This is a genomic window from Gordonia otitidis NBRC 100426 (genome assembly GCF_000248075.1).
In the GTDB taxonomy this organism is placed as follows: domain Bacteria; phylum Actinomycetota; class Actinomycetes; order Mycobacteriales; family Mycobacteriaceae; genus Gordonia; species Gordonia otitidis.
In genome coordinates this window covers 1-21,104 of the sequence record NZ_BAFB01000114.1, presented here as the reverse complement: position 1 = coordinate 21,104, position 21,104 = coordinate 1, and the positions used below count along the sequence as shown (strand labels likewise).

The following is a 21,104-nucleotide window of genomic DNA, read 5'->3' as shown; positions in this document are numbered from 1 at the left end:
CGTCAGTCCTTGGGTGTTTCGAGGTGGACGAGACCTTGCACGTGAACATCCGAACCGTCCACGGCCGAGCGGATCAACTCGATCTCCGGCCCGAGCACAGCGGCTACCTCGTCGTATGAGTAGGTCGGTGGCGCGGTTACCGTGACCCGGATGAGCTTACGACCGCGGTCGTCGAGCGCCTTGGCCGACACATCGTCGAACATGGTGTGTCCGGCGAGGTCGTCGGCGACGGCATTGGCGATCAGCTTGGGCGCCACGATGAGCTCGCCGTCGTCGTTGCTTCCCGCGAGTTCGAGATCGTCGACCTTGCTCGGGCGGATCGCACTCGCGATCAATGACCACCCCCAGATCAGTCCGATGATCACGATGGCGAACAGCACCACCGTCCACCAGTCGGTGCCGTCGAGACGTGCGGGCCATCCGGAATCGAGATGGTCGGCCCACTCACGCACCTTGGGAACGTCGAGTTTCCACAGCACGGCGCCCACCCCGACGACGAGGCAGACCACTCCGATGAGCCCGGCGGTGATCCGATGAAACGATGCTGGTCCGCGGTTCATCGCGAACCTCCCTTCCTGTGCCGGGTGACCACCTTCAGTTTCACGCGTACCGACTTCTCCAACGACGTCGCCACACTGTCGAGGACGTCGCGCAGTTCCGCCTCGTCAACGCCGCTGTTCGTGGTGACGAGAACCTTTGCCCGCCGACGGCCGACGACGGTCGTCGCGTGTTCGACACCCGACACCGACAGAGCGGCAGTGCTGAATCGTCGTGCGACGTCTCCGCGTCGGGTCCACAAGACCTCGTAGTCGCCGAGACTGATGTGAGTGCGTCGACGGGGAGCGAGAGCGGTCCACACGAGGAGCAGACCCACGACGATGAAACCGACCGCGGCCGCCCACATCCAGTCCTTCCAGGTGGCGCCGTCGAGCCAATCGGCAGCGGACTGCAGCCAGAGTGTGTCCGACACCCAGCCGGCCTTGATCAGCAGATCATGGATGGCGACCGCGACCAGGGCGAGCAGCAGGAGACCGATGATCACCCCGGAGACAACCGATTTCGGTCCTGCGGCCGGGGTGAACACCTTGCCCTTGTGTGTGTCGCGCGCATGGGCGCGGGCGACACTGCGGGACTCGACTGGTTGTGACTCGATCGGGGTCGACTCGCCTTTCCGCGACTCGCCTGTCCGCGACTCGACGGTGTCCGACTCGGTTGTGCTCATGATTCCTCCTCCTCGACGCCACTGTCCGCACCCGGCGCCCGCGACGACTTCTCCGACTGCGTCGGGTTCGGAATCTCGATGAATCCGGCCTGTCGACGTTTCGCCTGCGCCCCGGTCGCTATCTCGGCGACAGTGACGTCGACGCGTGACGGCCGGACTCCGGTGAGTCTGGTGACCTCGGCGGCGACGTGATCGCGTACCTCGGCGCACACCGAGGCCACCGCGCACGGCCACCTCACCGCGATCGTGAGGGTGATGATCGGCGCGGTCTGCGACATGTCCGTCGATGCGGACGGATATCCATCCGAGAGCGGATTGATCGCGTTGAGCACCGACCCGCCTTTACCGTCGGATTCGATCACCCCGTCGACATCGAGCGCAGCACGCTCGGCGACCTTCTCACCGACGCGATCGTCGAGGATCAGCCGCCCGCGCGAACCTGGGTCGGAGGGGTCCGCGGCCTCCGGCGACAGCGCGGGCGCCGCTGTGCCGAGGGCCGCGGCGCCCACGTCGCCGCGGGTGACCGTCACCGCATCAGCCACGATTCCTGCTCTTCAGCAGCCGGCCGAGATCGAGCACGCCGTCGCGGTGCAGGCCGATGACCAGTCCCACGACCCCGAGCACGATGGCCAGGATGAAACCACTGAAACCGCCGGTCGTCGCCGCGATTGCGAGCAGCAATCCGACGATGAGTCCGACCACCGCGTTGTTAATCATCGTTGTTCACCTCTGTTGTTCGAAGTTGTGGCGTCGTCCGCCACGACGGCGCCCTGTATGACGTCGCCGTGTGATGTGCCGCCGTGTGATGTGTCGCCGTGTGATGTGTCGCCGTGTGATGTGTCGTCGGGCGATGTGGGTCCGACCGAAACGTCCTCGACGACCACCGAGACCGGCACACCGGCGGCCTGTGACGCGGCTGTCACCACGTCGTCGGCGACGGCACGCAGGTCGTGATTGATGTCGACCACGATGTGCACCTCGCCCGAGCCGTCCGACATCTGCACACCCCCCACCCGACTTCCGGGCAGATAGGTGGCGACCTCGCCGAAGACGCCCGAGTGCAAGCTGGTCACCCCGGGAACCGCCAGCGCGGCGGCGGCCACCTGTTCGGCGACCGAGCCGCCACCGCCGGCAGCCCCCTCAGGCACGGCGCCGTCGGGTACCGCGCCGTCGGGTACCGACGTATCCGACATCACTGGACCCGCGGGGTATCCGACGAGTCGTCGTCATCGTCGCCGAAGTGGATGTCGTGCACGGTGACGTTCACCTCGGTCACCTCCAGGCCGGTCATCTGCTCGATCGAGGTGATGACGTTGCGACGGATGGCCGCAGCCAGTTGATGGATGGCCACGCCGTAGTCGGCGACGATCGAGACGTCGACGGCGGCCTGACGCTCCCCGACCTCGACGTTGATGCCCTGGGTGGTGCTGGTGCCCGTGCCGGGGATCACCTCACGCACCTTGCCCACCATGCGTTCGGTCGCGCCGCCGACGTCGTACACGCCATTGATCTCACGCGTCGCGATGCCCGCGATCTTTGCTACGACCTGATCGGCGATGGATGTCTTGCCACGCTCTCCCGCAGGTGCCACCGACTTGGACGCGTCGGTCCTGGAGGCATCGGTCAATGCGACGGCGCTGCCGCCCTTGGCACTGTCCGTACCGGCCGTGGTGGACTTCGACTGATTGGTTGCGGTGTCTGCCATGACGTTCCTCTTTCCTCATTCTCATCGCGTTGGATGACGGGACAACCTGAGTCCGGCGATCTCGGACCCGCGCTTAATCTCCTGCGCGTTGTCCGGCGATCCACCGAACCGGGGGATGCGGAGCAGTACGACCCGCTGCCGCCTCACACCCGTATAAGGTCAGTCGTAGTGAATCCGATATCTGCACGCGTGAATTCGCGTGATGCCGGACACAGTGACGAACCACCGTCATCGGCCAGCCGCCACGCGGCAGCACCGAGTCCGGCATCACGACCACCTTCAGGCCCGTCGTTGAGAGATTTCTCCGGGGACGAACTGGCCGCCGCTGCCGCGGCCGGTGACGCCGAGGCATTCTCGGTACTGGTCGGCAAAGTGTCGCCTGCGCTACTGCGCTACCTGCGTCGTATGGTCGACGATCCGCAGACGGCGGAGGATCTGGCGCAGGACACATTGCTCGACGCGTGGCGCGGATTGCCCGACTTCGCATTTCGCAGTTCCTTCAAGACCTGGATGTTCGGTATCGCGCATCGCCGGACGGTCGATCACTGGCGTCGACGCCGCGACGTCCCCACCGAACAGGAACGCTTCGCCGATCTCACCGATCCGCGCCCCCTTCCCTCCGACGCGGTGCTGCACACCACGCTCGTCGAGGCATTGCGAAGCGAGTTGACGACTCTGCCTGAAACATCACGAGCCGTATGGTGGCTGCGAGAGGCCGAGGGTCTGTCCCTCACCGAGATCTCACGGGTTCTGCAGATCTCGGTCGGTTCGGTTCGCGGCCACCTGCAGCGAAGTCGGAGGTACCTCGCGACCCGCCTGGCACCGTGGCGACCCGGGGAGAACACCACCGAATCGAGCATGCAGAGAGGAGAACGACCATGACGCGAACGAACAGAACGCACAACGGCGCGGGTTCGCACGACAGTCGACGCGCGGACACCGGGCGCACCGGCACAGATCCTCGGCGTATCGACATCGACGACGACGACCAGACCGATGCCTGGCTGGTGGAGGCGAGTCGTCGACTCGAGGAACCCGACCGCGACATCGCCCATCTGATCTCGTCGATCACCGGAAAGCTCGGCCGTGTTCGACGCGTCGGTCGCACTCTGGACACCGACGACGACATGATTCGCGTCAGCGACCGGGTCGTCAAACAGCTACTGGCCACCCGGATTCGACACGCTCTCGGTCGACTCGTCGTGCTCGTCGAACTCGACAGTCCGAACAGCCCCGGGGCGCCCGACACAGTTGCCCACGATTCCGGTGCCGAAGATTCCGGAGCCCACGATTCCGGGTCCGAGCGTGCGCCCGGGCGTGACGCGAAGGTGAGCCGCGTGCGTATCGGACTGATCGCCCGTTACCACGACGACCTGGTTGCCGACTCCGATCGCGTACGCGAGGTTGCCGATGCCGTACTCGCCTCGACACTGGGCTCCGAGACGACGGCCCTGGCACGCCAGCACATCGACATCCGCTGGCAGGCTTTGCCGGGCGGAACACCACGTCCGATTCGGATCATGCTGCGACAACGCCTGTCGCACAGGGCCGTCCCGAACACAGCACCTCGAGGATCGAGCCGGGGAGCACTGACGGGGGAACCACTGCGGGGCCGACGCCGACAGAAAGGTCGACATGGCGGACGAGGACGCTGGATCGGATGAGGTAGTACCCCGTGACAACGCGGTCGACGACCCTGGCCTGACAGCGGTCGACGATCCCGGGTCACCGTCGTGGGCGCTACCCCGGGGAACGGTGGTATTGCTGACCATCGCGGGCATCGTCGTCGCGGTGCTCGGCATCAAGTCGATCGGATCGATCGTCGGCCCGGTCTTCCTGGGCCTGATGATGACGGTCGCCGTGGCCCCGGTGCCCGGGTGGTTGCGCAGCAAGGGCTGGCCCAAGTGGACCGCGTTCCTCGCGACGATAGTGCTCGTCTACGGGATCATCGTCGGCCTGTTCGCCTCGGTGATCTACTGCATCGCCAGGCTCGCGACGATCCTGCCGCAGTACAGCGACAAGTTCAACGATCTCATCGACGACGTCCAGAAGGCGCTGGCCGATCACGGAGTCGGCGAGGACAAGGTCAACGACATGCTCTCGCACGTCGACGCGGGCAAGGTCTTCGACGTCGTCGGCGATGTCGTATCGAGCACCGCGAACGCAGCCTCGGCCCTCATCCTGGTCCTCACTGTGCTGTTGTTCATGGCCATCGACTCGATCAATTCCGACGAGCGATTCACCGTGCTGCGGCGGGTACGCCCCGAAGTGGCGAACGCTCTGCAGACGTTTGCGTCGGGAACCCGCAACTACCTGGTCGTCTCGACGGTGTTCGGTCTCATCGTCGCCGCCTTCGACACCGGCGCGCTCTGGCTGATGGGCATTCCACTTCCCCTGCTGTGGGGATTGCTCTCGTTCATCACCAACTACATCCCGAACATCGGCTTCGTGCTGGGGCTCATCCCGCCCGCGATCCTGGCACTTCTCGACGGCGGATGGACGCTGGCTCTGTGGGTGATCATCATCTACTCGGTGATCAACTTCGTGATCCAGTCGGTGATCCAGCCGAAATTCGTCGGCGACTCCGTCGGACTGACGACGACCGTCACGTTTCTTTCGCTGATCTTCTGGGCCTGGGTGATCGGCCCGCTCGGTGCACTTCTCGCCATTCCGCTGACGCTGCTGTGCAAAGCGTTGTTGATCGACATCGACCCGTCGACGCGCTGGGCAGACGTGCTCGTCTCGTCGGGTCGACCGACAACGGAAGAGGTCGAGGAGGCACGGCGTCACAACGAACAGGAACAACGGATCAGGGACGAAGAACAGGCCACGCTGACCGCCGGAGACCGCGACCAGGGCGCCGCGGGCACCTGATCCCGAATCGCACGTCAGCGGAGCCGACAGGCGTGATGCGGCCGCGCCACGAACCTACGTCAGCCGGGCTGACCGGATTTCTCGGTCAACGGTCCGACCAGACCGGTGCACGCTTGGCCAGGAACGCCGAGATGCCCTCCTGCGCATCGCAGGTCATCGCGTTGGTGGCCATTGTCGAACTCATCGATCGATAGGCGTCGGGCTCGGACTCGTCGATCTGCCGGTAGAAGGCGCGTTTACCGATCGCCAGGGTCGACGCACTCGAGCCTGCGATCTGCAGCGCGAGCGCACGGACGGTCGACTCCAGATCGTCGGGCTCGACGACATCGTTCACCAGACCCCACTCTGCCGCCGTGAGCGCGTCGATCGGCTCACCGGTGAGCAACATCTTCATCGCTCGCTTACGCCCGATCGACCGGGTCAGCGCCACCATCGGTGTCGAGCAGAACAAGCCGATTCGCACTCCGGGGGTACTGAACGAGGCACGCGTCGACGCCACGGCCAGATCACACGTCGCAACGAGTTGGCAACCGGCAGCGAAGGCAGCGCCTGCCACCTGCGCGATAACCGGCTGGCGGATCTCGTGGATGGTCGTCATGAGTTCGACGCACGTCGCGAAGATCGCCTCCTCGTCGTCGAGAGTGCGGTCGACGAGTTCGGTCAGATCGTGTCCCGCAGAGAAGGCCGGGCCTTCGGCGCCGATGACGACAACTCGCACGCCGGGATCCGCGTCGAAGTCCTGAAGGGCCGCCGTCGCGGCCTTCATCGTCGACGTCGACAAGGGGTTACGTCGTCGGCTGTCGGTCAATCTGAGGTACCCGAGTGGTCCGTCACGCGTGACGACGACGGGACTCACGCTCGTGTCTGACATTGGCTCCTCTTCCCTACACTCATATCCGTCACTCTTTCGAGAATATCTGTGCGCCAAGCCACAAAATAGCAGTGATCTACGCCACATTCTTGGATGTATTTAAATGTGCGAAATAGAACGGCAACACGCCGCAATGCGCAGGCATTTCACAGGAAAATGTCGTATTTATATTCACTAATCGAAGCCCCGCAGGTCACGAACTTGATGTGACCTTTCCGTGATCACTCCGTAAGGTCGCCGTTGGTCCAAATACGAGTCACCCGACACCAGTCAAATTTTCCCACCGGGTGACTGATAGGAGGAACTATGACCACGCGGATGAAGAAGACCGCCCTTCGCGCCGGAATCATCGGCGCGCTCGCACTTGCCCCGTTCGGTGTCGCGACAGCGACAGCGTCGGCGGATGGACACAACTGGGATGCCGTCGCCAACTGCGAGAGCAGTGGCAACTGGGCAACCAACACAGGAAACGGCTACTACGGCGGCCTGCAGTTCTCGCAGAGCACCTGGGAAGCCAACGGCGGTAGCGGAAGCGCGGCCAACGCATCGCGCGAAGAGCAGATCCGAGTCGCCGAGAACGTTCTGGCGACACAGGGCCCCGGTGCATGGCCCGTGTGCGGTCAGTACCTCTGACCCGTCGGTGTCTGCCTCAGCCGGAGCCTCGGTGACCACCGAGACCCTCCCACGCTGAGAGCTGAAACCCCGAGACATCGACCCCGAGGTCTCACAACGCCCCGCGAGTGGGTGGGTGCGCGTCGAGTACGCGTCCTCACCCCTCGCGGGGCGTTCTCGTTCCGACAGACACGGCGACGCCGTGCCGATGTCCGAAATCCGATGGCCGATGTCTCCTACCATCGAGACGAGACATCCGACGAGTTGCTCCGGCCGCTCCCGCCACCGACGCCACAGCCCGAGAACGCCACAGTCCGACGACGCCACCGCCCGGCTCGTCCCGATGGATAGGCCACCATGAGTGACGAAGCAGTACGACGGCGCATCGGACGCAATGACGGCCCCGTCGAAGACGAGCTGGAGCGCAGCTTCGACGCCGTCGTCACCGAAGGCTCGGAGCGCCTGCACCGCACGGGGCGCGCCATCCTCATCACCGGCCTGTTCGGCGGGATAGAGGTGTCCGTGGGCATCATGGCGATGCTCGCCGTGCTGCACCAGACCGACAATCATCTTCTCGCGGGGCTGGCGTTCTCCATCGGACTCGTCGCCATCTACCTCGCGCACAGTGAACTGTTCACCGAAGACTTCCTGATGCCGATAGCAGCCGTCGTGGCGCGCGACGGCAGACTTCGCGACCTGGCGAAGCTGTGGGTCGGCACACTCGCGGCCAATCTGGTCGGTGGCGCGATCATGATGTGGATAGTGACCCGCGCATTTCCCGAGTGGAGCTCGACGCTGGCCGAATCCGCCGAGCACTTCGTCAATGCCCCTCTCGATCTGCAATCCATCTGCCTCGCGGTGCTCGGCGGCAGCACGATGACCCTGCTGACCCGCATGCAGCAGGGCACCGAATCGCCTGTGGCGCGGATCGTTGCCTGCGTCGGTGCGGCCTTCCTGCTCGCCGGTCTGCAGCTGTTCCACTCGGTTCTCGACTCGCTGTTGATCTTCGGCGCCATCTTCTCCGGTGCCGACGTCAGCTACCTCGACTGGCTCGGGTGGTTCTGGTACGCGGTGCTGTTCAACATCGTCGGCGGTGTCGCGCTGGTGACATCGCTTCGACTGCTGCGGACGAAGGAACTGATCGACGAGGAACGCTCCAACGACGGACAGCCAGCAGGCTGACGACATCCGGTGATCGGCGAGGCGGTCGTCGAACACACCGCACGCAGGAACGATGCACCCGCTACGATCGCCGCATGGACGCCGGACAACCTCCGCCCGACGATCAGCCACCACACGGCCACCACGTCTCCGACGCCGACCGGTCGACACTGTCGATGTCGTTGCTCATGACGCCCGACATGGCCAACTTCACCGGGAACGTTCACGGCGGCACCCTTCTCAAACTGCTCGACGAGGTGGCCTACGCCTGCGCGAGCAGGTACTCCCGTCGATACGCGGTCACGCTGTCGGTTGATCGGGTGATCTTCCGCGAACCGATCCGCGTGGGCGAGCTCCTCATCCTGTCGGCCTCGATCAATCACACCGGCCGCACCTCGATGGAGGTCGGTATCAGAGTCGAGACCGAGAACATCCATTCCGGAATCCGCCGCCACACCAACAGCTGCTACTTCACGATGGTCGCGATGGGCGACGACGGACGCCCGCACGCCGTGCCGCCGCTCGTGCCCGAGACCGAGGATCAGAAACGACGCTTCGCCGAGGCCGAACTGCGCCGCGCGGCCCTGCGCGCGGCGCGCGACTCCTGATCGCACCATCCGTCGACAGCACCGAGAATCGCGGCCACAGCACCGAGAATCCGGGCGGCGGCACCAGACCCGGGTGTGTCAGCGGTTGACGCTCCCGACGAGTGCCCATAGCGTCGAGGACAGACCGGGTCGCAGGGAACACCGGTCATCAGCCCACACACCCTGGCGGTGACCGATGCACCACATCCGAACCACGCGTGGTCGACGATGATAGTTGCGCTGTTCGCGACGTGCTTCAACGACACGATGTGGCCGAACACCCCGCGCGCGACGGTGCTGCTGCTGGAGCGACTGGGCGTGCGCGTCGAGTTTCCCGTCCAACAGACGTGTTGCGGACAGATGTTCACCAATACCGGCTACGCCGACGAGGCCATCGGCGGGGTGCGCCAGTTCGTCGACGTGTTCTCGGGATTCGACGCCGTCGTCGCTCCTTCGGGTTCCTGTATCGGGTCGGTCCGTCACCAGCACGCGACGGTTGCCGCCCGCACCGGCGACACCGGACTGTGCCTGGCAGTCGACGATCTGACGCCCAGATTCTTCGAACTCAGTGAGTTCCTCGTCGACGTACTCGGCATCACCGATGTCGGGGCATACTTTCCGCACCGCGTCACCTATCACCCGACGTGTCACTCGCTGCGCATGCTACGCGTCGGCGACAAGCCACTCCGGTTGTTGCGCAACGTTCGTGGCATCGATCTGGTCGAATTGCCTGCGGCCGACCAGTGCTGCGGCTTCGGAGGCACATTCGCGATGAAGAACGCCGACGTCTCGGTGGCCATGGGAGCCGACAAGTCGCGGCATGTCCGCGACACCGAAGCCGAAGTTCTTGTCGCAGGCGACAACTCGTGCCTGGCGCATATCGGTGGACTGCTCTCACGCGAACGGGCAGGAGTACGGACCATGCACCTCGCCGAGATCCTGGCGTCGACCGAGGAGTACCCCGCATGAGCGAGATCATCCACGCCGCACGCCCGGGCAGCCCGGAACCGGGCGGACACCACGGCGTCGGGCTCGGGCATCCGCACGTCGGCGTCACCGAGACCTTCGTCGGGATGCCGAAGTTCCCGAAGGCTGCACGCCACGAGATGGCCAACACCGTGCAGCGTCGCAATCTCGAGCATGCGACGTCGACGATCCGACACAAGCGCGCCGCCGTCGTCGAAGAACTCGACGACTGGGAACAACTGAGGGTGGCCGCGGAGTCGATCAAGAATCGAACGCTGCGTCACCTCGACGAGTATCTGCTCGAGTTCGAGGAGAAGGCGACAACCGCGGGCGCACACGTACATTGGGCGCGGGATGCAGCCGAGGCGAACCGCATCATCGTCGATCTCGTCCGCGACACCGGCTCACCGGAAGTCGTCAAGGTGAAATCGATGGCCACCCAGGAGATCGAGCTCAACGAGGCACTCGCCGCTGCGGGTATCGACGCCTGGGAGACCGATCTGGCCGAACTGATCGTGCAACTCGGCGACGACTGGCCCAGTCACATCCTGGTGCCGGCAATCCACCGCAACCGCAGCGAGGTCCGCGAGATCTTCCTACAGAACATGGCGAAGGTGGGCAGGCCCGCGCCCGACGACCTGACCGAGGAACCCGCCCGGCTCGCCGAGGCAGCACGGCTGCACCTGCGCGAGAAGTTCTTGCGCGCGAAGGTCGGTATCAGCGGCGCCAACTTCGCGATCGCCGACACCGGGAGCCTGGTGGTCGTCGAGTCGGAGGGCAACGGTCGCATGTGCCTGACCCTGCCGGAGACCCTCATCTCGGTGGTAGGCATCGAGAAGATGCTGCCCACCTGGGCCGATCTCGAGGTGTTCCTGCAGGTTCTGCCCCGGTCGAGCACCGGGGAACGCGAGAATCCGTACACCTCGATCTGGACGGGCGCCGCCGAGGGCGACGGTCCTCGCGACGTCCACATCGTGCTGTTGGACAACAACCGCACCGGCGTTCTGGCCGACCAGGTCGGACGCGCTGCACTGCGCTGCATTCGCTGCTCCGCGTGCCTGAATGTGTGCCCGGTCTACGAGCGCACCGGCGGACACGCGTACGGCTCGGTCTATCCGGGACCCATCGGCGCGATCCTCACACCCCAACTGCGTGGCACGGCATCGGACATCGACCAATCCCTCCCGTACGCGTCGAGTCTGTGCGGCGCCTGCTTCGACGTATGCCCGGTCCGGATTCCCATCCCCGACATACTCGTTCACCTCCGTACCCGGGTCGTCGAGGAGCATCGGAAACGTCTGCCGAGCGCCGAGGCGATGGCGATGAAGGCCATGGAGAAGATCTTCGCCGACCATCGCAGGCTCGAAGCCGCGCAGAAGGCCGCCACCACGAGCCACCGCTTCTTCGGCAACCGCCGGATGCTCGGTGCTCTGCCCTGGCCGATGTCTCCGTGGTCGAGTGCACGCGACACTCCCGTCCCGCCCGCCGAAACATTCCGCGAGTGGTGGACGCGCGAGCGCGACAACATATCTGACGAGGACCCAGCGTGACATCGGCGCGCGAGGAGATCATCGGTCGGGTACGCGCCGCGTTGGCCGACGTGCCCGCCGACGACGTCACGCCCGTCGACTGGGACTACGGGCAGCCGGTGAGCACTGGCGAACTCGGTCGGGTGGATCGATTCGCCGAGCGTGTCTCCGACTACAAGGCCATCGTCGAACAGGTCGGCGCCGACGACGTCGCACTGCGAGTGACCGCTGCGCTGGCCGCGGTCGACGGCCCCGTCATCGCCGACGCGGTGGTCCGCGACCTGCTGGCCGACGCCCCGGTGACATGGTGCTCCGACGACGACCTCTCCCCGACCGAACTCGATGCCGCGGGCGCGGTGGTCACCACGGCGGCCGTCGGCATCGCGAACACCGGAACGATCGTGCTCGATCATTCGGCGGGACAGGGTCGTCGCGCTGTCTCGCTCGTTCCCGACGTCCACATCTGTCTGATCCGCACCGACCAGATCGTCACCGACGTGCCCGAAGCCGTCGCCCGACTCATCGACGCGGGATCGGCCGGCCGACCGCAGACCTGGATCAGCGGGCCGAGCGCGACCAGCGACATCGAACTCGACCGAGTGGAGGGCGTGCACGGTCCGCGCACCCTGCACGTCATCATCGTGACCGGCGACGGCCGCTGAACGGAATCGATACGGCGCCGGGCGGGTTGGTGGTGGGCATGTCGCCAGGTGGGCTCTCGCTCGCCGCGGGGCGAACCCCGATATCGACGACGTAGCACTCCGGGATTCGGTGTACATCCTGCACGGCAGCGCGGCGCAGGTCGCAGAACGCATCGCGGATCTCCATGAGACCCGCGGGATCTCGTACTTCACCTCATCGAACCCTCTCGGGCGGATCTCGACGCACTGTCCGAGGTGATCGGTCTGGTACGCGGCTGAAACCCTCAGTCGATGAGTCCCTGGCGACGCGACTTGGCGACGGCAGCGGTACGCGAGCCGACACCGAGTTTGGTGAAGATGTGCACGAGGTGGGACTTCACCGTCATCTCGCTGACGTGCAACGCTCGTGCGATCTCTCGGTTGCTACGTCCCGTCGCCACCTGAGCGACGACGTCGATCTCCCGTGGCGTGAGCACGGAATCGGGGGTCGCGCGCACGCGGGTCAACAATCGCGTGGCCACGGTCGGTGACAGTGCACTCTCCCCCGCAGCGGCAGCGCGGACCGCCGCGAGTAACTCTGCGGGCGGGGTGTCCTTGAGTAGATAGCCACTCGCGCCCGCCTCGATGGCGGCGAGGATGTCGGCATCGGTGTCGTAGTTGGTGACGACCAGGACATGGGGCGCATGGGGCAATTCGTGAATGCTGCGTGTTGCCTCGACCCCCGAAAGCCCTTCCCCGAAGCGGAGATCCATCAGTACGACGTCGGGTCGCGGTGTCCGGTCGACATCGGCGCACCAGGCGACGGCGTCTTCTGCAGTGGCTACCTCGCCGATGACCTCGATGTCGTCGACGTTCGCGAGCAGCGCCCGCAGGCCTGCGCGCACGATGGGATGGTCATCGGCGAGCAGCAACCGGATCATCGTCGCCCCTCCCTCATGTGCGCAGCTGTCACATCCGCGGCCCCGGTGCGGGATTCGTCGGCGGGCTCGGGAGCGAGGGGGAACGACACCGCTACGGTGGTACCACCTGCGTCGGACGAGACGTCGGCGATACCCCCGAGGTCGGCGACACGCCGTCGAATCGTGGTGAGCCCGTACCCTTCCGACGTGTCGGGGGCGAAACCCGTTCCATCGTCCACGATGTCGAGGTGTACGTCGTCGTCGGTGTAGGTCAGGGTCAGATGCAACGCCGTAGCCTGCGAGTGACGCACCACGTTCGACACCGCGCCCTGTGCGATACGGACCAGTGCGGCCTCGGTCGGCATGGCCAGGTGTTCGACGTCGCCCTCGATCACCACGCTGGTGTCGATTCCGTGACCGGCCGCGTCCGCCGCCACCCGCCGCAGCGCGTCAGCGAGTGAGGACCCGTCCAACGGCGCCGGTGACAGTTCGGCGATGAGGCGTCGGGTCTCTGTGAGAGCGTTGGCAGCTGCGGTGCGCGCCAACGCGATCGATACCTGCGCTCGCTCACCCGTCGCCTGCTCGGCCGCATGCAGCAGCAGCTGGATACTCGACAGACTCTGCGCCACGGTGTCATGGATCTCGGCCGCGAGACGTTCTCGTTCGGCTGCCCGCCCCACCGCCTGTTGCTGTTCCTCGAGATCGGCCCGTGCCGTGACCAATTCGTCGATGAGACGTTCGCGCTGCGCGGCTTCGGCGAACAGTTGCGCATAGCCCGCCGAGATCACCACGGCCACCCCGGCACCCAGAACCGGCCCGATCACCGCCGCTGCCGACCACCCGCTGTGCGCCGCGTACCCGATCACCGCGACAGCCGTCGCGAGCACCACAGCCACTGATCCGCGGCGCCTGCCGAGCAGATGCAGATAGAGGAAGAACAGGACGAACACCAGGTAGGTCGCCTCGGGTGTCAGGGCCAACTCCACTAGCCACACCGTGGTCAGGACCGTCAACCACGCCAGGGCACGGCGCCGATCGCCGAGTGCGAGCCCGCCGGCGAAGTAGACCGCGAGCCACACCGCAGCAACCACCGCCGCGGCGATGTCGGCGGGGGACGCGATCAGTGCGCGCGCCATCACCACCGCGGTCAACGCGACGGCGAGCAGGTGCAGACCCCAGCGCAGTCCTGCGACGACGGGGGTGAGCGGGGACGTGTGCATGTGACCCAACGATAACCCCGGACATGCCGCACGCATCCATCGAAAGTGCGAGATCGCGGCGCAAGAAGGGTGGAGAACACGGCACCCTCATGGGCGACGCGCGCGTAGGGGCTCGGGGCCGAGCATGGAGACATATCCGATATCGACATCTGCGTTCGATGGTTCTCCACGGTCGACGCAGCAGAAAGGACTCCCGATGTATGTCGCGCTTCGCGATCTGCGTCGCGCTCGTGGACGATTCGCGCTCATCGCGCTCGTCGTCGTGCTCGTGGCGGTGCTCGTCACCTTCCTCAGCGGGTTGACAGCGGGCCTCAAACATCAGAACGTCTCCGCAGTGCAGGCCCTCCCCGGCTCGTCTGTGGTGTTCGCCGACACCGGCACATCCCCCTCGTTCGACGAATCATCGCTCACCGCAGCACAACTCGACACGTGGCGATCCGCACAGCCGAGCACCGTCGCCGTGGGGATCTCCCGCTCGTGGATCTCGACGTCCACGCAGCCCGATTCGCCCCTTCCGGTGGCACTCATCGGCACCGACCGCGACGCTCCGGCCCGGGGTCACGTCGAACTGAGCGCCCCGGTCGCCGACGACCTGCACGCGGGTGCGGGCACGATCGTCGAACTCGGCGGTCAACGCTTCACCGTCACGCGAGTGGTCGGCGACGACTGGTACGCCCACAGCCCTGTCGTCTATCTCTCGCTCGGTGACTGGCAGGCGCTCTCGCCGCACTCCGGCGCTGCGACCGTCGCGACCTTCACCTCGACGGGGACAGGTGGGACGTCGACGGTGGCGAAGAAGACCCAGACGACCGTCACGAGTTCCGCTGATGCGCTATCGGCGCTGGCCTCCTACAAGGCCGAGAACAGCTCACTGACCCTGATGACCGTTCTGCTGTTCGTGATCTCGGCGTTGGTGATCGGCGCGTTCTTCACCGTGTGGACCGTGCAGCGCGTCCCCGACATCGCGGTGCTCAAGGCACTGGGCGCGTCGACAGGCTCGCTCGTGCGCGACGCCCTGGGCCAGGCCGCGGTGGTGCTCGTCGTCGGCGCCGCGCTCGGAACCGCGATCACAGCACTGGTCGGCGGTCTCCTCGGCGGAATCCCGTTCGTGCTGACCGCGTCCACCACGCTCGTGCCCGCCGTCGCGATCATCGCGCTCGGCCTCGTCGGCGCAGCGTTGGCACTCCGATTCCTCGTCACCACCGATCCACTCACCGCGCTGGGAGGCGCACGATGACCATGACCACTTCACCGAGAACAATTCCCGCTCTTGACATGTCGGCGGTGACGCTGACCTTCCCCGACGGCGCGGGACGGGTGACAGCACTCGACGACGTCGAGTTGGCCGTGGCACCCGGCAAGATCGTCGCGGTCAGAGGTCCGTCGGGCTCGGGTAAATCGAGCTTGCTCGCGGTCGCGGGCGGCCTCATCCGACCCGACTCCGGACGCGTCTCGATCGCGACAGTGCCGGCTGCTGAGAGTGGCAGCGACCTCGAGTCGGGCGGCGTGCCCGGTGACGTCGTCGAACTGAGCGCGCTGTCGCGAAAGCAGTCGGCGCGGGTGCGCCGCGACCATCTCGGATTCGTCTTCCAACAGTCGAATCTCGTCGGCTCGCTGACGGCACTCGAACAGCTCGAGGTGACCGCGCATCTCGGACAACACCTCGTCCTGAGCAGGCAGCGACGCCGCAGGGTGCGCGATCACGCCCGCGCTCTACTCACCGAGGTGGGACTTGCCGAGCACATGCACAAACTGCCAGGTCAGCTCTCGGGTGGGCAACGGCAGCGGGTGAACATCGCACGCAGCCTGATGAACGATCCGGCTCTGCTACTCGTCGACGAACCGACGAGTGCGCTCGATCAGCACCGCGGCAGCGAGATCATCGACCTGCTGATCAGGATGTCACGCACACAGAACGCCGCGACCGTGCTGGTCACCCACGATCCGACCCACCTACACCGGATGGATGCGGTCTACGAAATGGTCGACGGCCGGCTGCGCGCACTTTCCGACGACGAGATTGCGGCGCAGCAGCGCGTGGGCGCGGGTGCAGCGAAAGTCGCCTGACACGGCGGGTGCCCGTTACAGCGTGGGGCCACCGGTGCTGTCGCCGTCGGACCCGTCGGTGACCTCGCCGGTGCCGTGTCCGTCGCGGGTGGGCATTTCGACGTCGAGTGCGCTGACCGCGATGCCGTAGGGCAGGAAGCGGACCCGGCGGGCGGGATCGGTGTTGCGTTGATTGGCACGAAGTGCGTCGAGTTCGGTCGCGAACACCTGCTCCACCCGGGCGCCGCCGTCGGAATCGGTGACGAACACCGCCCAGACACCCGAACCGGTGTCACCGGTGGTCTCCGGCTCGGGAGCGGCGCGGCGACCGGTCTGCTCGAATACCGACGACCATGCAACACCGCCGGTGGGAGAACCGAGGAATTTCCCGACCATGTCGCGCAGACCGTCCCCGGCCTCGCGTGCGAACCGATCGAAATCCTCCGGGTCCATGCCGAATGGATTGTTGCCTGCCATCGTCTACCTCCCTGCGAGTGTCCGGTGGATACCGGACTGAACTCCAGTGTGGCGACGCGACCGCTTCTTCGCCACCAACCCGAGCGCAGACCGGTTCAGCGCGGCGCCAACGCCTCGATCGTCCAGGTCAGGTTGCCCGTACTGAGCGTGGTGCGCAGGCGGGTGTCGTAGGCGGAGTGCAGAAGCTTCCAGACCTGCCGTGCCTGGGGCAGATCGATCGACTTGAAGTGGGAAACGACGAGCTCGCCGCCCGGCGCCAACCACTGTTGCTCGTAGCGGCGCACGGTGCCCAGCGGGTCGGGCAGGTAGTAGAGCATCTCGGAGAACACGATCGCGTCGAAAGCGGGGTCAGCGGCACCCGGATCGAGGTCACCGGGATCGAACGTGGTGGCGTCGGCGCTCACGAAGGTCGCACGCTCCAGGCTGCGGGCCGCCGCGCGTTCGACGGCGCTCGGCGCGGCGTCGACCCCTACGAAGCGGGCGTAGTGCGCGGGCGACAGGCGCTGCGCCAACAAGCCCTCGCCGCAGCCGAGCTCGAGCACACGCGGTGCGGACGTGGTCCGTAGGCAGTAGCCGGCGACCACGTGGAATCGCGGGGTCTCCTGCTCGTTGGCGAGGTAGTCCCATTCGCCGTGGCGGTACTCGTCCTCACAGTCGTCGACGCCGTGAGCCGACGAATAGGGGCGCAGGTAGCTCGCCACCAGTCCCGCCCCGCGCGCGGCCTGGCGCCGAACTCCGCTGATCACACCGCCCATGACCTCGCACCATCCCTCAGAACACGCATTGCCACACCGCTTCCACCGTCGGACAAACCCGACGAAATGCTACCGGCGACGCGTCTGCAGCCGATGTGATCGAGTCCTCACAGTATTTATTCGAGCGGCTTGATCAAGCGGCTTGATCGAGCGGTTTGATCGAGCTCTCGGGTTCGATCACGCGCGTTGGGGCCGATCCGGCGCACCGGGTGCCGGTCACCACCGGTAGTCCAAGAACTTCCCGTCGAAGGTGACCACCACGCGATCGCCGTCGGGGTCGGGTCGCCTGGCGATGTCGACCTTGAAGTTGATCGCGCTCATGATCCCGTCGCCGAACTCCTCGTGGATGAGCTCTTTGAGAGCCGGGCCGTAGACCGCGAGTGCCTCGTAGAACCGGTAGATCGTGGGATCGGTGGACAGTTCGTCGTCGCGGGTACGGGAAGGCTGCAGGCGCAGACTCTCGGCGACGCCTTCGCCGAGCCCGAGCAGTTCGCAGACGATCTCGGCCTTCTCTGCGGGGACCGGATGCTTCCCCAACAGCGCTGCGACCGTCCACACCAGCGGCGCCTCGATACGGTCTGCGATCTCGGCCCACGTCAGACCTGCGCGGATGCGCGCGGCGACGATCAGTTCGGCGGCATCGGACTTGGACATGATCGGTGCGTTCACCAGTGGCTCCCTAGGTCTCGTCGACATCGGCTCTCGAATCTGCGTCGAGTCCACACTCGCTCGGACATCGCGTGTGCGCCACTCGGGAGACGAAAACGCTCAGGGCACCGCGTGCTCTGCGCGCACCACATGATTCGATGACCAGTATGTCGTCCTCCCCTCGAGCCGACGGAGACACGCAGCCGACCGACCACCGCGGTGCGCAGACGTCCCCGCCTGTCGCGCAGACCCCCAGCGTCCAGAAGCCACGGTCTGGGCTTCCTTCCGCATCCGCATCCGCGGACAAGCCCGGCGTCGGCGGACTACTTCTCGTGGTGCTCGCGTTGCTGTCGGCGGTGGCGCCCTTCGCCACGGACCTATATCTGCCCGCTTTCCCGCAGATGACCGTAGAGCTGCAGACGTCGGCGACGGCCGTTCAGCTCTCACTGACAGCGTTCCTGATCGGCATCACGCTCGGGCAGCTCGTCTTCGGGCCGATGTCGGATCGATTCGGGCGACGCGGGCCGTTGATCGCGGGCGCCACGTTGTGCGTGGCCGCCGGTATCGTCGCCGTTCTCGCACCGTCGATCGGCGTGCTCGTCGCGGCACGGTTCGCGCAGGGCCTCGGCGGTGCGGCGGGAATGGTGATCGGCCGCGCGATCATCTCCGACCTCTCGGAGGGTCGTCAGGCTGCGCGGGCGTTCAGTCTGATGATGATCGTCGGCGGCGTCGCGCCGGTGGTGGCCCCTCTCCTCGGCGGCCTTCTGGTGTCGCCGCTCGGATGGCGTGGTGTGCTCGGTGTGGTGTTGGCGATCTCGGTGCTGATGCTGGTGTCGGCACTGACGGTGATCCGCGAGACCCTGCCGCGCTCGAGACGACACGGCGCGCGGAACTCCTCTCCGCGCAACGGCTTCTCGGAGTTACTCGACGTCGGATTCCTCGGGTACAGCGCCGCATTCGCGTTCGCCTTCGCCGTCATGATGTCCTACATCTCGGCGTCGCCATTCGTCTATCAGGACATGATGGGCCTCAGCTCCGGCGTGTACGGGCTGATGTTCGGAATCAACGCACTCGGGCTGATGGCGGTCAGCGGACTCGCCGCCAGACTGTCGTCGACTCGCTCGCTGCGCGGGATCGTTGCCACCGGGTTGATCGTGATGTGCCTGGCGACGGCCACTTTCGGTGTCCTGGTCGCCACCGGCGCACCCACCGGATGGCTCGCGGTGCCCCTGTTCGTGTGCGTGAGCAGCCTCGGACTGGTGTTCGGCACCGCCACCGGCCTGGCGATGAGCCATGTGGGGTCAGCTGCCGGTGCGGCGTCGGCGGTGCTGGGTGCTCTGCAGTTTGGGCTCGGCGCCCTGGTGTCACCTCTGGTGAGTATCCGGGGTTCCGACACCGCGGGACCGCTGGCCATCGTGATGGCTTGTTGCGCAGCGATTTCCGTTGCAGCGTTCGTGGCAGCCGGGCGAGCGCGTGGCCGCATTCACGACGAGGCTGTGTGAGGGTCGGCGAGCCACTCTCGTAGCCGAGGCAATGGCCACGTGGTCACTATTCTGTCCTGATCGATCTCCATTGCCTCGGCGCGGTGTGCGCCCAAGGCCTTGAACCCGAGTTGGCCCGGCGCATGAGCGTCGGAGTCGATGGCGAACAGACAGCCGAGATCCCTTGCCAGTGCGAGCAGGTCGTCGGGCGGGTCGGCACGTTCGGGACGTGAATTGATCTCGACCGCGGTTCCGGTGTCACGGCAGGCGGAAAACACCTCATGCGCATCGAATGTCGACTGTGGTCGCTTACCGCGTCCTCCGGTGATCAGCCGTCCGGTGCAGTGCCCGAGGACGCGCACCCTCGGATGCTCGACGGCGGCCACCATCCGACGTGTCATCGGGCCGGCGTCCATTCTGAGCTTCGAATGCACCGACGCCGTCACGACGTCGAGGCGGTCGAGCATGTCCTTAGATTGGTCGAGTGAGCCGTCGTCGAGGATGTCGACCTCGATCCCGGTCAGCAGTGTGATGTCGGCATCGCCGCGAGCGTTGAACTCGTCGATCACATCGAGTTGCGCATCGAGCCGCTCCGCCGAGAGTCCGTTTGCGACGGTGAGACGGGGCGAGTGGTCGGTGATCGCCAGCCAGTCCTGACCGAGAGCCTGTGCAGCCGAGGCCATCTCGTCGATGGATGCACCACCGTCACTCCACGTCGTGTGCGCATGGAGATCGCCGCACACCGCGGCGTAGAGCGGATCGTCGGAGCCGATCAAGGGCTCCGCTGCAGTCTGCAGACGATCGAGGTAGTCCGGCAACGCGCCGGACGCGGCGGCGTCGATCACCGCCGCCGTGGTCGTACCGATGCCTGCCAGCGCAGTCAGCGATCCCGCCTGCGCGCGTCGTCGGATCTCGTCATCCCCGACTTCGGCGACCGTCGCTGCTGCCCGACGAAAGGCCTCGACACGATAGGTGCTCTGTCTGTCCCGCTCGAGTAGCCACGCGATCCGCGTGAGCGCATCTACGGGCGTCACCGGCGCGGTGAGCGGGATCAGCGAGCGCATCCCTCACACTAACCCGCGCGTTCCGCAGCAGCGCACAGCCGGCGCACGAGCGCACAGTCGACGCCAGGCAGCGCACAGTCGGCGGTTTTCAGCGCACGGTCGACGCCAGAGAGCGCCCGGTCGGCGCTAGTGTCCTGAGTCATTAATTGTCATTCGGTTGATAGACTGGGGAATGGCAACCCGGGGTCCGCGAGCACTTGACGAGAAGACCCAGATCCAAGCTCTCGATCGCACCCAGCCGATCTTTCCCATGCTCCCGGGCACCCCGCAACGGGCCAGCCACGACTACGTGCGCAACGGCACCTCCAGCCTGTACGCGGCGTTGGACATCGCGTCGGGAAAAGTG

25 protein-coding genes and 1 pseudogene are annotated in these 21,104 nt (G+C 66.0%); 13 read left to right on the top strand and 13 right to left on the bottom strand.

The window, feature by feature from the left end; all coding sequences use genetic code 11:
• Positions 1–2: 2 nt before the first annotated feature.
• The 6 genes from GOOTI_RS11865 to GOOTI_RS11840 are packed head-to-tail and all read right to left on the bottom strand — an operon-like array spanning position 3 to position 2,927.
• The gene (locus GOOTI_RS11865; protein WP_007238833.1) at positions 3–560 is read right to left on the bottom strand and encodes an Asp23/Gls24 family envelope stress response protein; all 558 of its coding nucleotides are present in this window, start codon (positions 558–560) and stop codon (positions 3–5) included.
• On the bottom strand, positions 557–1,222 hold the full coding sequence (locus tag GOOTI_RS11860) for a DUF6286 domain-containing protein (protein ID WP_007238832.1): 666 nt from the start codon (positions 1,220–1,222) through the stop codon (positions 557–559). The genes GOOTI_RS11865 and GOOTI_RS11860 overlap by 4 nt, the downstream gene beginning before the upstream one ends.
• Complete coding sequence (locus GOOTI_RS11855; RefSeq protein ID WP_007238831.1) at positions 1,219–1,764, bottom strand: Asp23/Gls24 family envelope stress response protein; 546 nt, start codon at positions 1,762–1,764, stop codon at positions 1,219–1,221. Before GOOTI_RS11855 ends, GOOTI_RS11860 begins: the two co-directional genes overlap by 4 nt.
• Positions 1,757–1,939: a DUF2273 domain-containing protein gene (locus tag GOOTI_RS11850; RefSeq protein WP_007238830.1), complete on the bottom strand. Its 183-nt coding sequence runs from the start codon at positions 1,937–1,939 to the stop codon at positions 1,757–1,759. Before GOOTI_RS11850 ends, GOOTI_RS11855 begins: the two co-directional genes overlap by 8 nt.
• Positions 1,936–2,415, bottom strand: coding sequence for a hypothetical protein (locus tag GOOTI_RS24760; protein WP_007238829.1), 480 nt, complete (start codon positions 2,413–2,415; stop codon positions 1,936–1,938). The genes GOOTI_RS11850 and GOOTI_RS24760 overlap by 4 nt, the downstream gene beginning before the upstream one ends.
• On the bottom strand, positions 2,415–2,927 hold the full coding sequence (locus tag GOOTI_RS11840; RefSeq protein WP_007238828.1) for an Asp23/Gls24 family envelope stress response protein: 513 nt from the start codon (positions 2,925–2,927) through the stop codon (positions 2,415–2,417). The genes GOOTI_RS24760 and GOOTI_RS11840 overlap by 1 nt, the downstream gene beginning before the upstream one ends.
• Positions 2,928–3,218: 291 nt before the next feature.
• Here GOOTI_RS11840 and GOOTI_RS11835 point away from each other — a divergent pair, with 291 nt between their 5' ends.
• From GOOTI_RS11835 to GOOTI_RS11825, 3 genes are read left to right on the top strand one after another with little or no spacing between them, the layout of a single operon-like run.
• A complete protein-coding gene (locus GOOTI_RS11835; protein WP_007238827.1) occupies positions 3,219–3,809 on the top strand; it encodes an RNA polymerase sigma factor in 591 nt (196 codons plus the stop codon).
• Positions 3,806–4,591 carry a hypothetical protein gene (locus tag GOOTI_RS11830; RefSeq protein ID WP_007238826.1) on the top strand — a complete coding sequence of 262 codons (786 nt, stop codon included), beginning with the start codon at positions 3,806–3,808 and terminating at the stop codon, positions 4,589–4,591. Before GOOTI_RS11835 ends, GOOTI_RS11830 begins: the two co-directional genes overlap by 4 nt.
• The gene (locus tag GOOTI_RS11825) at positions 4,563–5,801 is read left to right on the top strand and encodes an AI-2E family transporter (RefSeq protein ID WP_007238825.1); all 1,239 of its coding nucleotides are present in this window, start codon (positions 4,563–4,565) and stop codon (positions 5,799–5,801) included. Before GOOTI_RS11830 ends, GOOTI_RS11825 begins: the two co-directional genes overlap by 29 nt.
• A gap of 85 nt (positions 5,802–5,886) precedes the next feature.
• Here the strand turns inward: GOOTI_RS11825 and GOOTI_RS11820 are convergent, their stop codons facing one another.
• Entirely contained in the window at positions 5,887–6,672 is a 786-nt protein-coding gene (locus GOOTI_RS11820) for an enoyl-CoA hydratase (protein ID WP_007238824.1), read from the bottom strand.
• Positions 6,673–6,978: 306 nt separating this feature from the next.
• Between GOOTI_RS11820 and GOOTI_RS11815 the strand changes: the two genes are divergently transcribed.
• From GOOTI_RS11815 to GOOTI_RS11790, 6 genes are all read left to right on the top strand, one after another.
• On the top strand, positions 6,979–7,305 hold the full coding sequence (locus tag GOOTI_RS11815) for a transglycosylase family protein (RefSeq protein WP_005171066.1): 327 nt from the start codon (positions 6,979–6,981) through the stop codon (positions 7,303–7,305).
• Positions 7,306–7,641: 336 nt separating this feature from the next.
• The gene (locus GOOTI_RS11810; protein ID WP_007238823.1) at positions 7,642–8,466 is read left to right on the top strand and encodes a formate/nitrite transporter family protein; all 825 of its coding nucleotides are present in this window, start codon (positions 7,642–7,644) and stop codon (positions 8,464–8,466) included.
• A gap of 74 nt (positions 8,467–8,540) precedes the next feature.
• Complete coding sequence (locus GOOTI_RS11805) at positions 8,541–9,053, top strand: acyl-CoA thioesterase (RefSeq protein WP_007238822.1); 513 nt, start codon at positions 8,541–8,543, stop codon at positions 9,051–9,053.
• 207 nt (positions 9,054–9,260) lie between these two features.
• Positions 9,261–10,001 (top strand): (Fe-S)-binding protein, encoded by a 741-nt coding sequence (locus GOOTI_RS11800; RefSeq protein WP_007238821.1) that lies wholly within the window; start codon positions 9,261–9,263, stop codon positions 9,999–10,001.
• Positions 9,998–11,548 (top strand): LutB/LldF family L-lactate oxidation iron-sulfur protein, encoded by a 1,551-nt coding sequence (locus GOOTI_RS11795; RefSeq protein ID WP_007238820.1) that lies wholly within the window; start codon positions 9,998–10,000, stop codon positions 11,546–11,548. The genes GOOTI_RS11800 and GOOTI_RS11795 overlap by 4 nt, the downstream gene beginning before the upstream one ends.
• Positions 11,545–12,189 carry a LutC/YkgG family protein gene (locus GOOTI_RS11790; protein ID WP_007238819.1) on the top strand — a complete coding sequence of 215 codons (645 nt, stop codon included), beginning with the start codon at positions 11,545–11,547 and terminating at the stop codon, positions 12,187–12,189. The genes GOOTI_RS11795 and GOOTI_RS11790 overlap by 4 nt, the downstream gene beginning before the upstream one ends.
• A gap of 263 nt (positions 12,190–12,452) precedes the next feature.
• Here GOOTI_RS11790 and GOOTI_RS11785 read toward each other — a convergent pair whose 3' ends face one another.
• Positions 12,453–13,088 carry a response regulator gene (locus GOOTI_RS11785; protein ID WP_007238817.1) on the bottom strand — a complete coding sequence of 212 codons (636 nt, stop codon included), beginning with the start codon at positions 13,086–13,088 and terminating at the stop codon, positions 12,453–12,455.
• Positions 13,085–14,287, bottom strand: coding sequence for a sensor histidine kinase (locus GOOTI_RS11780; protein WP_007238816.1), 1,203 nt, complete (start codon positions 14,285–14,287; stop codon positions 13,085–13,087). Before GOOTI_RS11780 ends, GOOTI_RS11785 begins: the two co-directional genes overlap by 4 nt.
• 196 nt (positions 14,288–14,483) lie before the next feature.
• Between GOOTI_RS11780 and GOOTI_RS11775 the strand changes: the two genes are divergently transcribed.
• A complete protein-coding gene (locus tag GOOTI_RS11775; protein WP_007238815.1) occupies positions 14,484–15,524 on the top strand; it encodes an ABC transporter permease in 1,041 nt (346 codons plus the stop codon).
• Entirely contained in the window at positions 15,521–16,354 is an 834-nt protein-coding gene (locus tag GOOTI_RS11770) for an ABC transporter ATP-binding protein (RefSeq protein ID WP_007238814.1), read from the top strand. Before GOOTI_RS11775 ends, GOOTI_RS11770 begins: the two co-directional genes overlap by 4 nt.
• 15 nt (positions 16,355–16,369) lie before the next feature.
• Here the strand turns inward: GOOTI_RS11770 and GOOTI_RS11765 are convergent, their stop codons facing one another.
• The 3 genes from GOOTI_RS11765 to cynS form a co-directional block, all read right to left on the bottom strand.
• Entirely contained in the window at positions 16,370–16,810 is a 441-nt protein-coding gene (locus GOOTI_RS11765) for an Rv0313 family protein (protein ID WP_007238813.1), read from the bottom strand.
• A 95-nt stretch (positions 16,811–16,905) separates the two neighbouring features.
• Positions 16,906–17,565, bottom strand: a complete 660-nt coding sequence (locus GOOTI_RS11760) for a class I SAM-dependent methyltransferase (RefSeq protein WP_007238812.1) — start codon at positions 17,563–17,565, stop codon at positions 16,906–16,908.
• 216 nt (positions 17,566–17,781) lie between these two features.
• Positions 17,782–18,234 (bottom strand): cyanase, encoded by a 453-nt coding sequence (cynS, locus tag GOOTI_RS11755; RefSeq protein WP_007238811.1) that lies wholly within the window; start codon positions 18,232–18,234, stop codon positions 17,782–17,784.
• 137 nt (positions 18,235–18,371) lie between these two features.
• Here cynS and GOOTI_RS11750 point away from each other — a divergent pair, with 137 nt between their 5' ends.
• On the top strand, positions 18,372–19,715 hold the full coding sequence (locus tag GOOTI_RS11750; RefSeq protein WP_083835905.1) for a multidrug effflux MFS transporter: 1,344 nt from the start codon (positions 18,372–18,374) through the stop codon (positions 19,713–19,715).
• Here GOOTI_RS11750 and GOOTI_RS11745 read toward each other — a convergent pair.
• On the bottom strand, positions 19,697–20,758 hold the full coding sequence (locus tag GOOTI_RS11745; RefSeq protein ID WP_007238809.1) for a PHP domain-containing protein: 1,062 nt from the start codon (positions 20,756–20,758) through the stop codon (positions 19,697–19,699). The two genes, GOOTI_RS11750 and GOOTI_RS11745, sit on opposite strands and share 19 nt — an antisense overlap.
• Positions 20,759–20,954: 196 nt before the next feature.
• On the opposite strand from GOOTI_RS11745, the pseudogene GOOTI_RS25725 reads away from it, so the two are divergent.
• Positions 20,955–21,104, top strand: a pseudogene (locus GOOTI_RS25725) (IS630 family transposase); the annotation flags it as partial.

What these genes read in the sequence shown, in the direction of transcription:
- GOOTI_RS11825 (WP_007238825.1), top strand. Translation starts at nt 4,563, where the DNA reads ATGGCGGACGAGGACGCTGGATCGGATGAGGTAGTACCCCGTGACAAC.
- GOOTI_RS11780 (WP_007238816.1), bottom strand. Translation starts at nt 14,287, where the DNA reads ATGCACACGTCCCCGCTCACCCCCGTCGTCGCAGGACTGCGCTGGGGT.
- GOOTI_RS11830 (WP_007238826.1), top strand. Translation starts at nt 3,806, where the DNA reads ATGACGCGAACGAACAGAACGCACAACGGCGCGGGTTCGCACGACAGT.
- GOOTI_RS11775 (WP_007238815.1), top strand. Translation starts at nt 14,484, where the DNA reads ATGTATGTCGCGCTTCGCGATCTGCGTCGCGCTCGTGGACGATTCGCG.
- GOOTI_RS11850 (WP_007238830.1), bottom strand. Translation starts at nt 1,939, where the DNA reads ATGATTAACAACGCGGTGGTCGGACTCATCGTCGGATTGCTGCTCGCA.
- GOOTI_RS11805 (WP_007238822.1), top strand. Translation starts at nt 8,541, where the DNA reads ATGGACGCCGGACAACCTCCGCCCGACGATCAGCCACCACACGGCCAC.
- GOOTI_RS11795 (WP_007238820.1), top strand. Translation starts at nt 9,998, where the DNA reads ATGAGCGAGATCATCCACGCCGCACGCCCGGGCAGCCCGGAACCGGGC.
- GOOTI_RS11810 (WP_007238823.1), top strand. Translation starts at nt 7,642, where the DNA reads ATGAGTGACGAAGCAGTACGACGGCGCATCGGACGCAATGACGGCCCC.
- GOOTI_RS11770 (WP_007238814.1), top strand. Translation starts at nt 15,521, where the DNA reads ATGACCATGACCACTTCACCGAGAACAATTCCCGCTCTTGACATGTCG.
- GOOTI_RS11820 (WP_007238824.1), bottom strand. Translation starts at nt 6,672, where the DNA reads ATGTCAGACACGAGCGTGAGTCCCGTCGTCGTCACGCGTGACGGACCA.
- GOOTI_RS11815 (WP_005171066.1), top strand. Translation starts at nt 6,979, where the DNA reads ATGACCACGCGGATGAAGAAGACCGCCCTTCGCGCCGGAATCATCGGC.
- GOOTI_RS11860 (WP_007238832.1), bottom strand. Translation starts at nt 1,222, where the DNA reads ATGAGCACAACCGAGTCGGACACCGTCGAGTCGCGGACAGGCGAGTCG.
- GOOTI_RS11800 (WP_007238821.1), top strand. Translation starts at nt 9,261, where the DNA reads ATGATAGTTGCGCTGTTCGCGACGTGCTTCAACGACACGATGTGGCCG.
- GOOTI_RS24760 (WP_007238829.1), bottom strand. Translation starts at nt 2,415, where the DNA reads ATGTCGGATACGTCGGTACCCGACGGCGCGGTACCCGACGGCGCCGTG.
- GOOTI_RS11865 (WP_007238833.1), bottom strand. Translation starts at nt 560, where the DNA reads ATGAACCGCGGACCAGCATCGTTTCATCGGATCACCGCCGGGCTCATC.
- GOOTI_RS11765 (WP_007238813.1), bottom strand. Translation starts at nt 16,810, where the DNA reads ATGGCAGGCAACAATCCATTCGGCATGGACCCGGAGGATTTCGATCGG.
- GOOTI_RS11750 (WP_083835905.1), top strand. Translation starts at nt 18,372, where the DNA reads ATGACCAGTATGTCGTCCTCCCCTCGAGCCGACGGAGACACGCAGCCG.
- GOOTI_RS11760 (WP_007238812.1), bottom strand. Translation starts at nt 17,565, where the DNA reads ATGGGCGGTGTGATCAGCGGAGTTCGGCGCCAGGCCGCGCGCGGGGCG.
- GOOTI_RS11745 (WP_007238809.1), bottom strand. Translation starts at nt 20,758, where the DNA reads ATGCGCTCGCTGATCCCGCTCACCGCGCCGGTGACGCCCGTAGATGCG.
- GOOTI_RS11840 (WP_007238828.1), bottom strand. Translation starts at nt 2,927, where the DNA reads ATGGCAGACACCGCAACCAATCAGTCGAAGTCCACCACGGCCGGTACG.
- GOOTI_RS11785 (WP_007238817.1), bottom strand. Translation starts at nt 13,088, where the DNA reads ATGATCCGGTTGCTGCTCGCCGATGACCATCCCATCGTGCGCGCAGGC.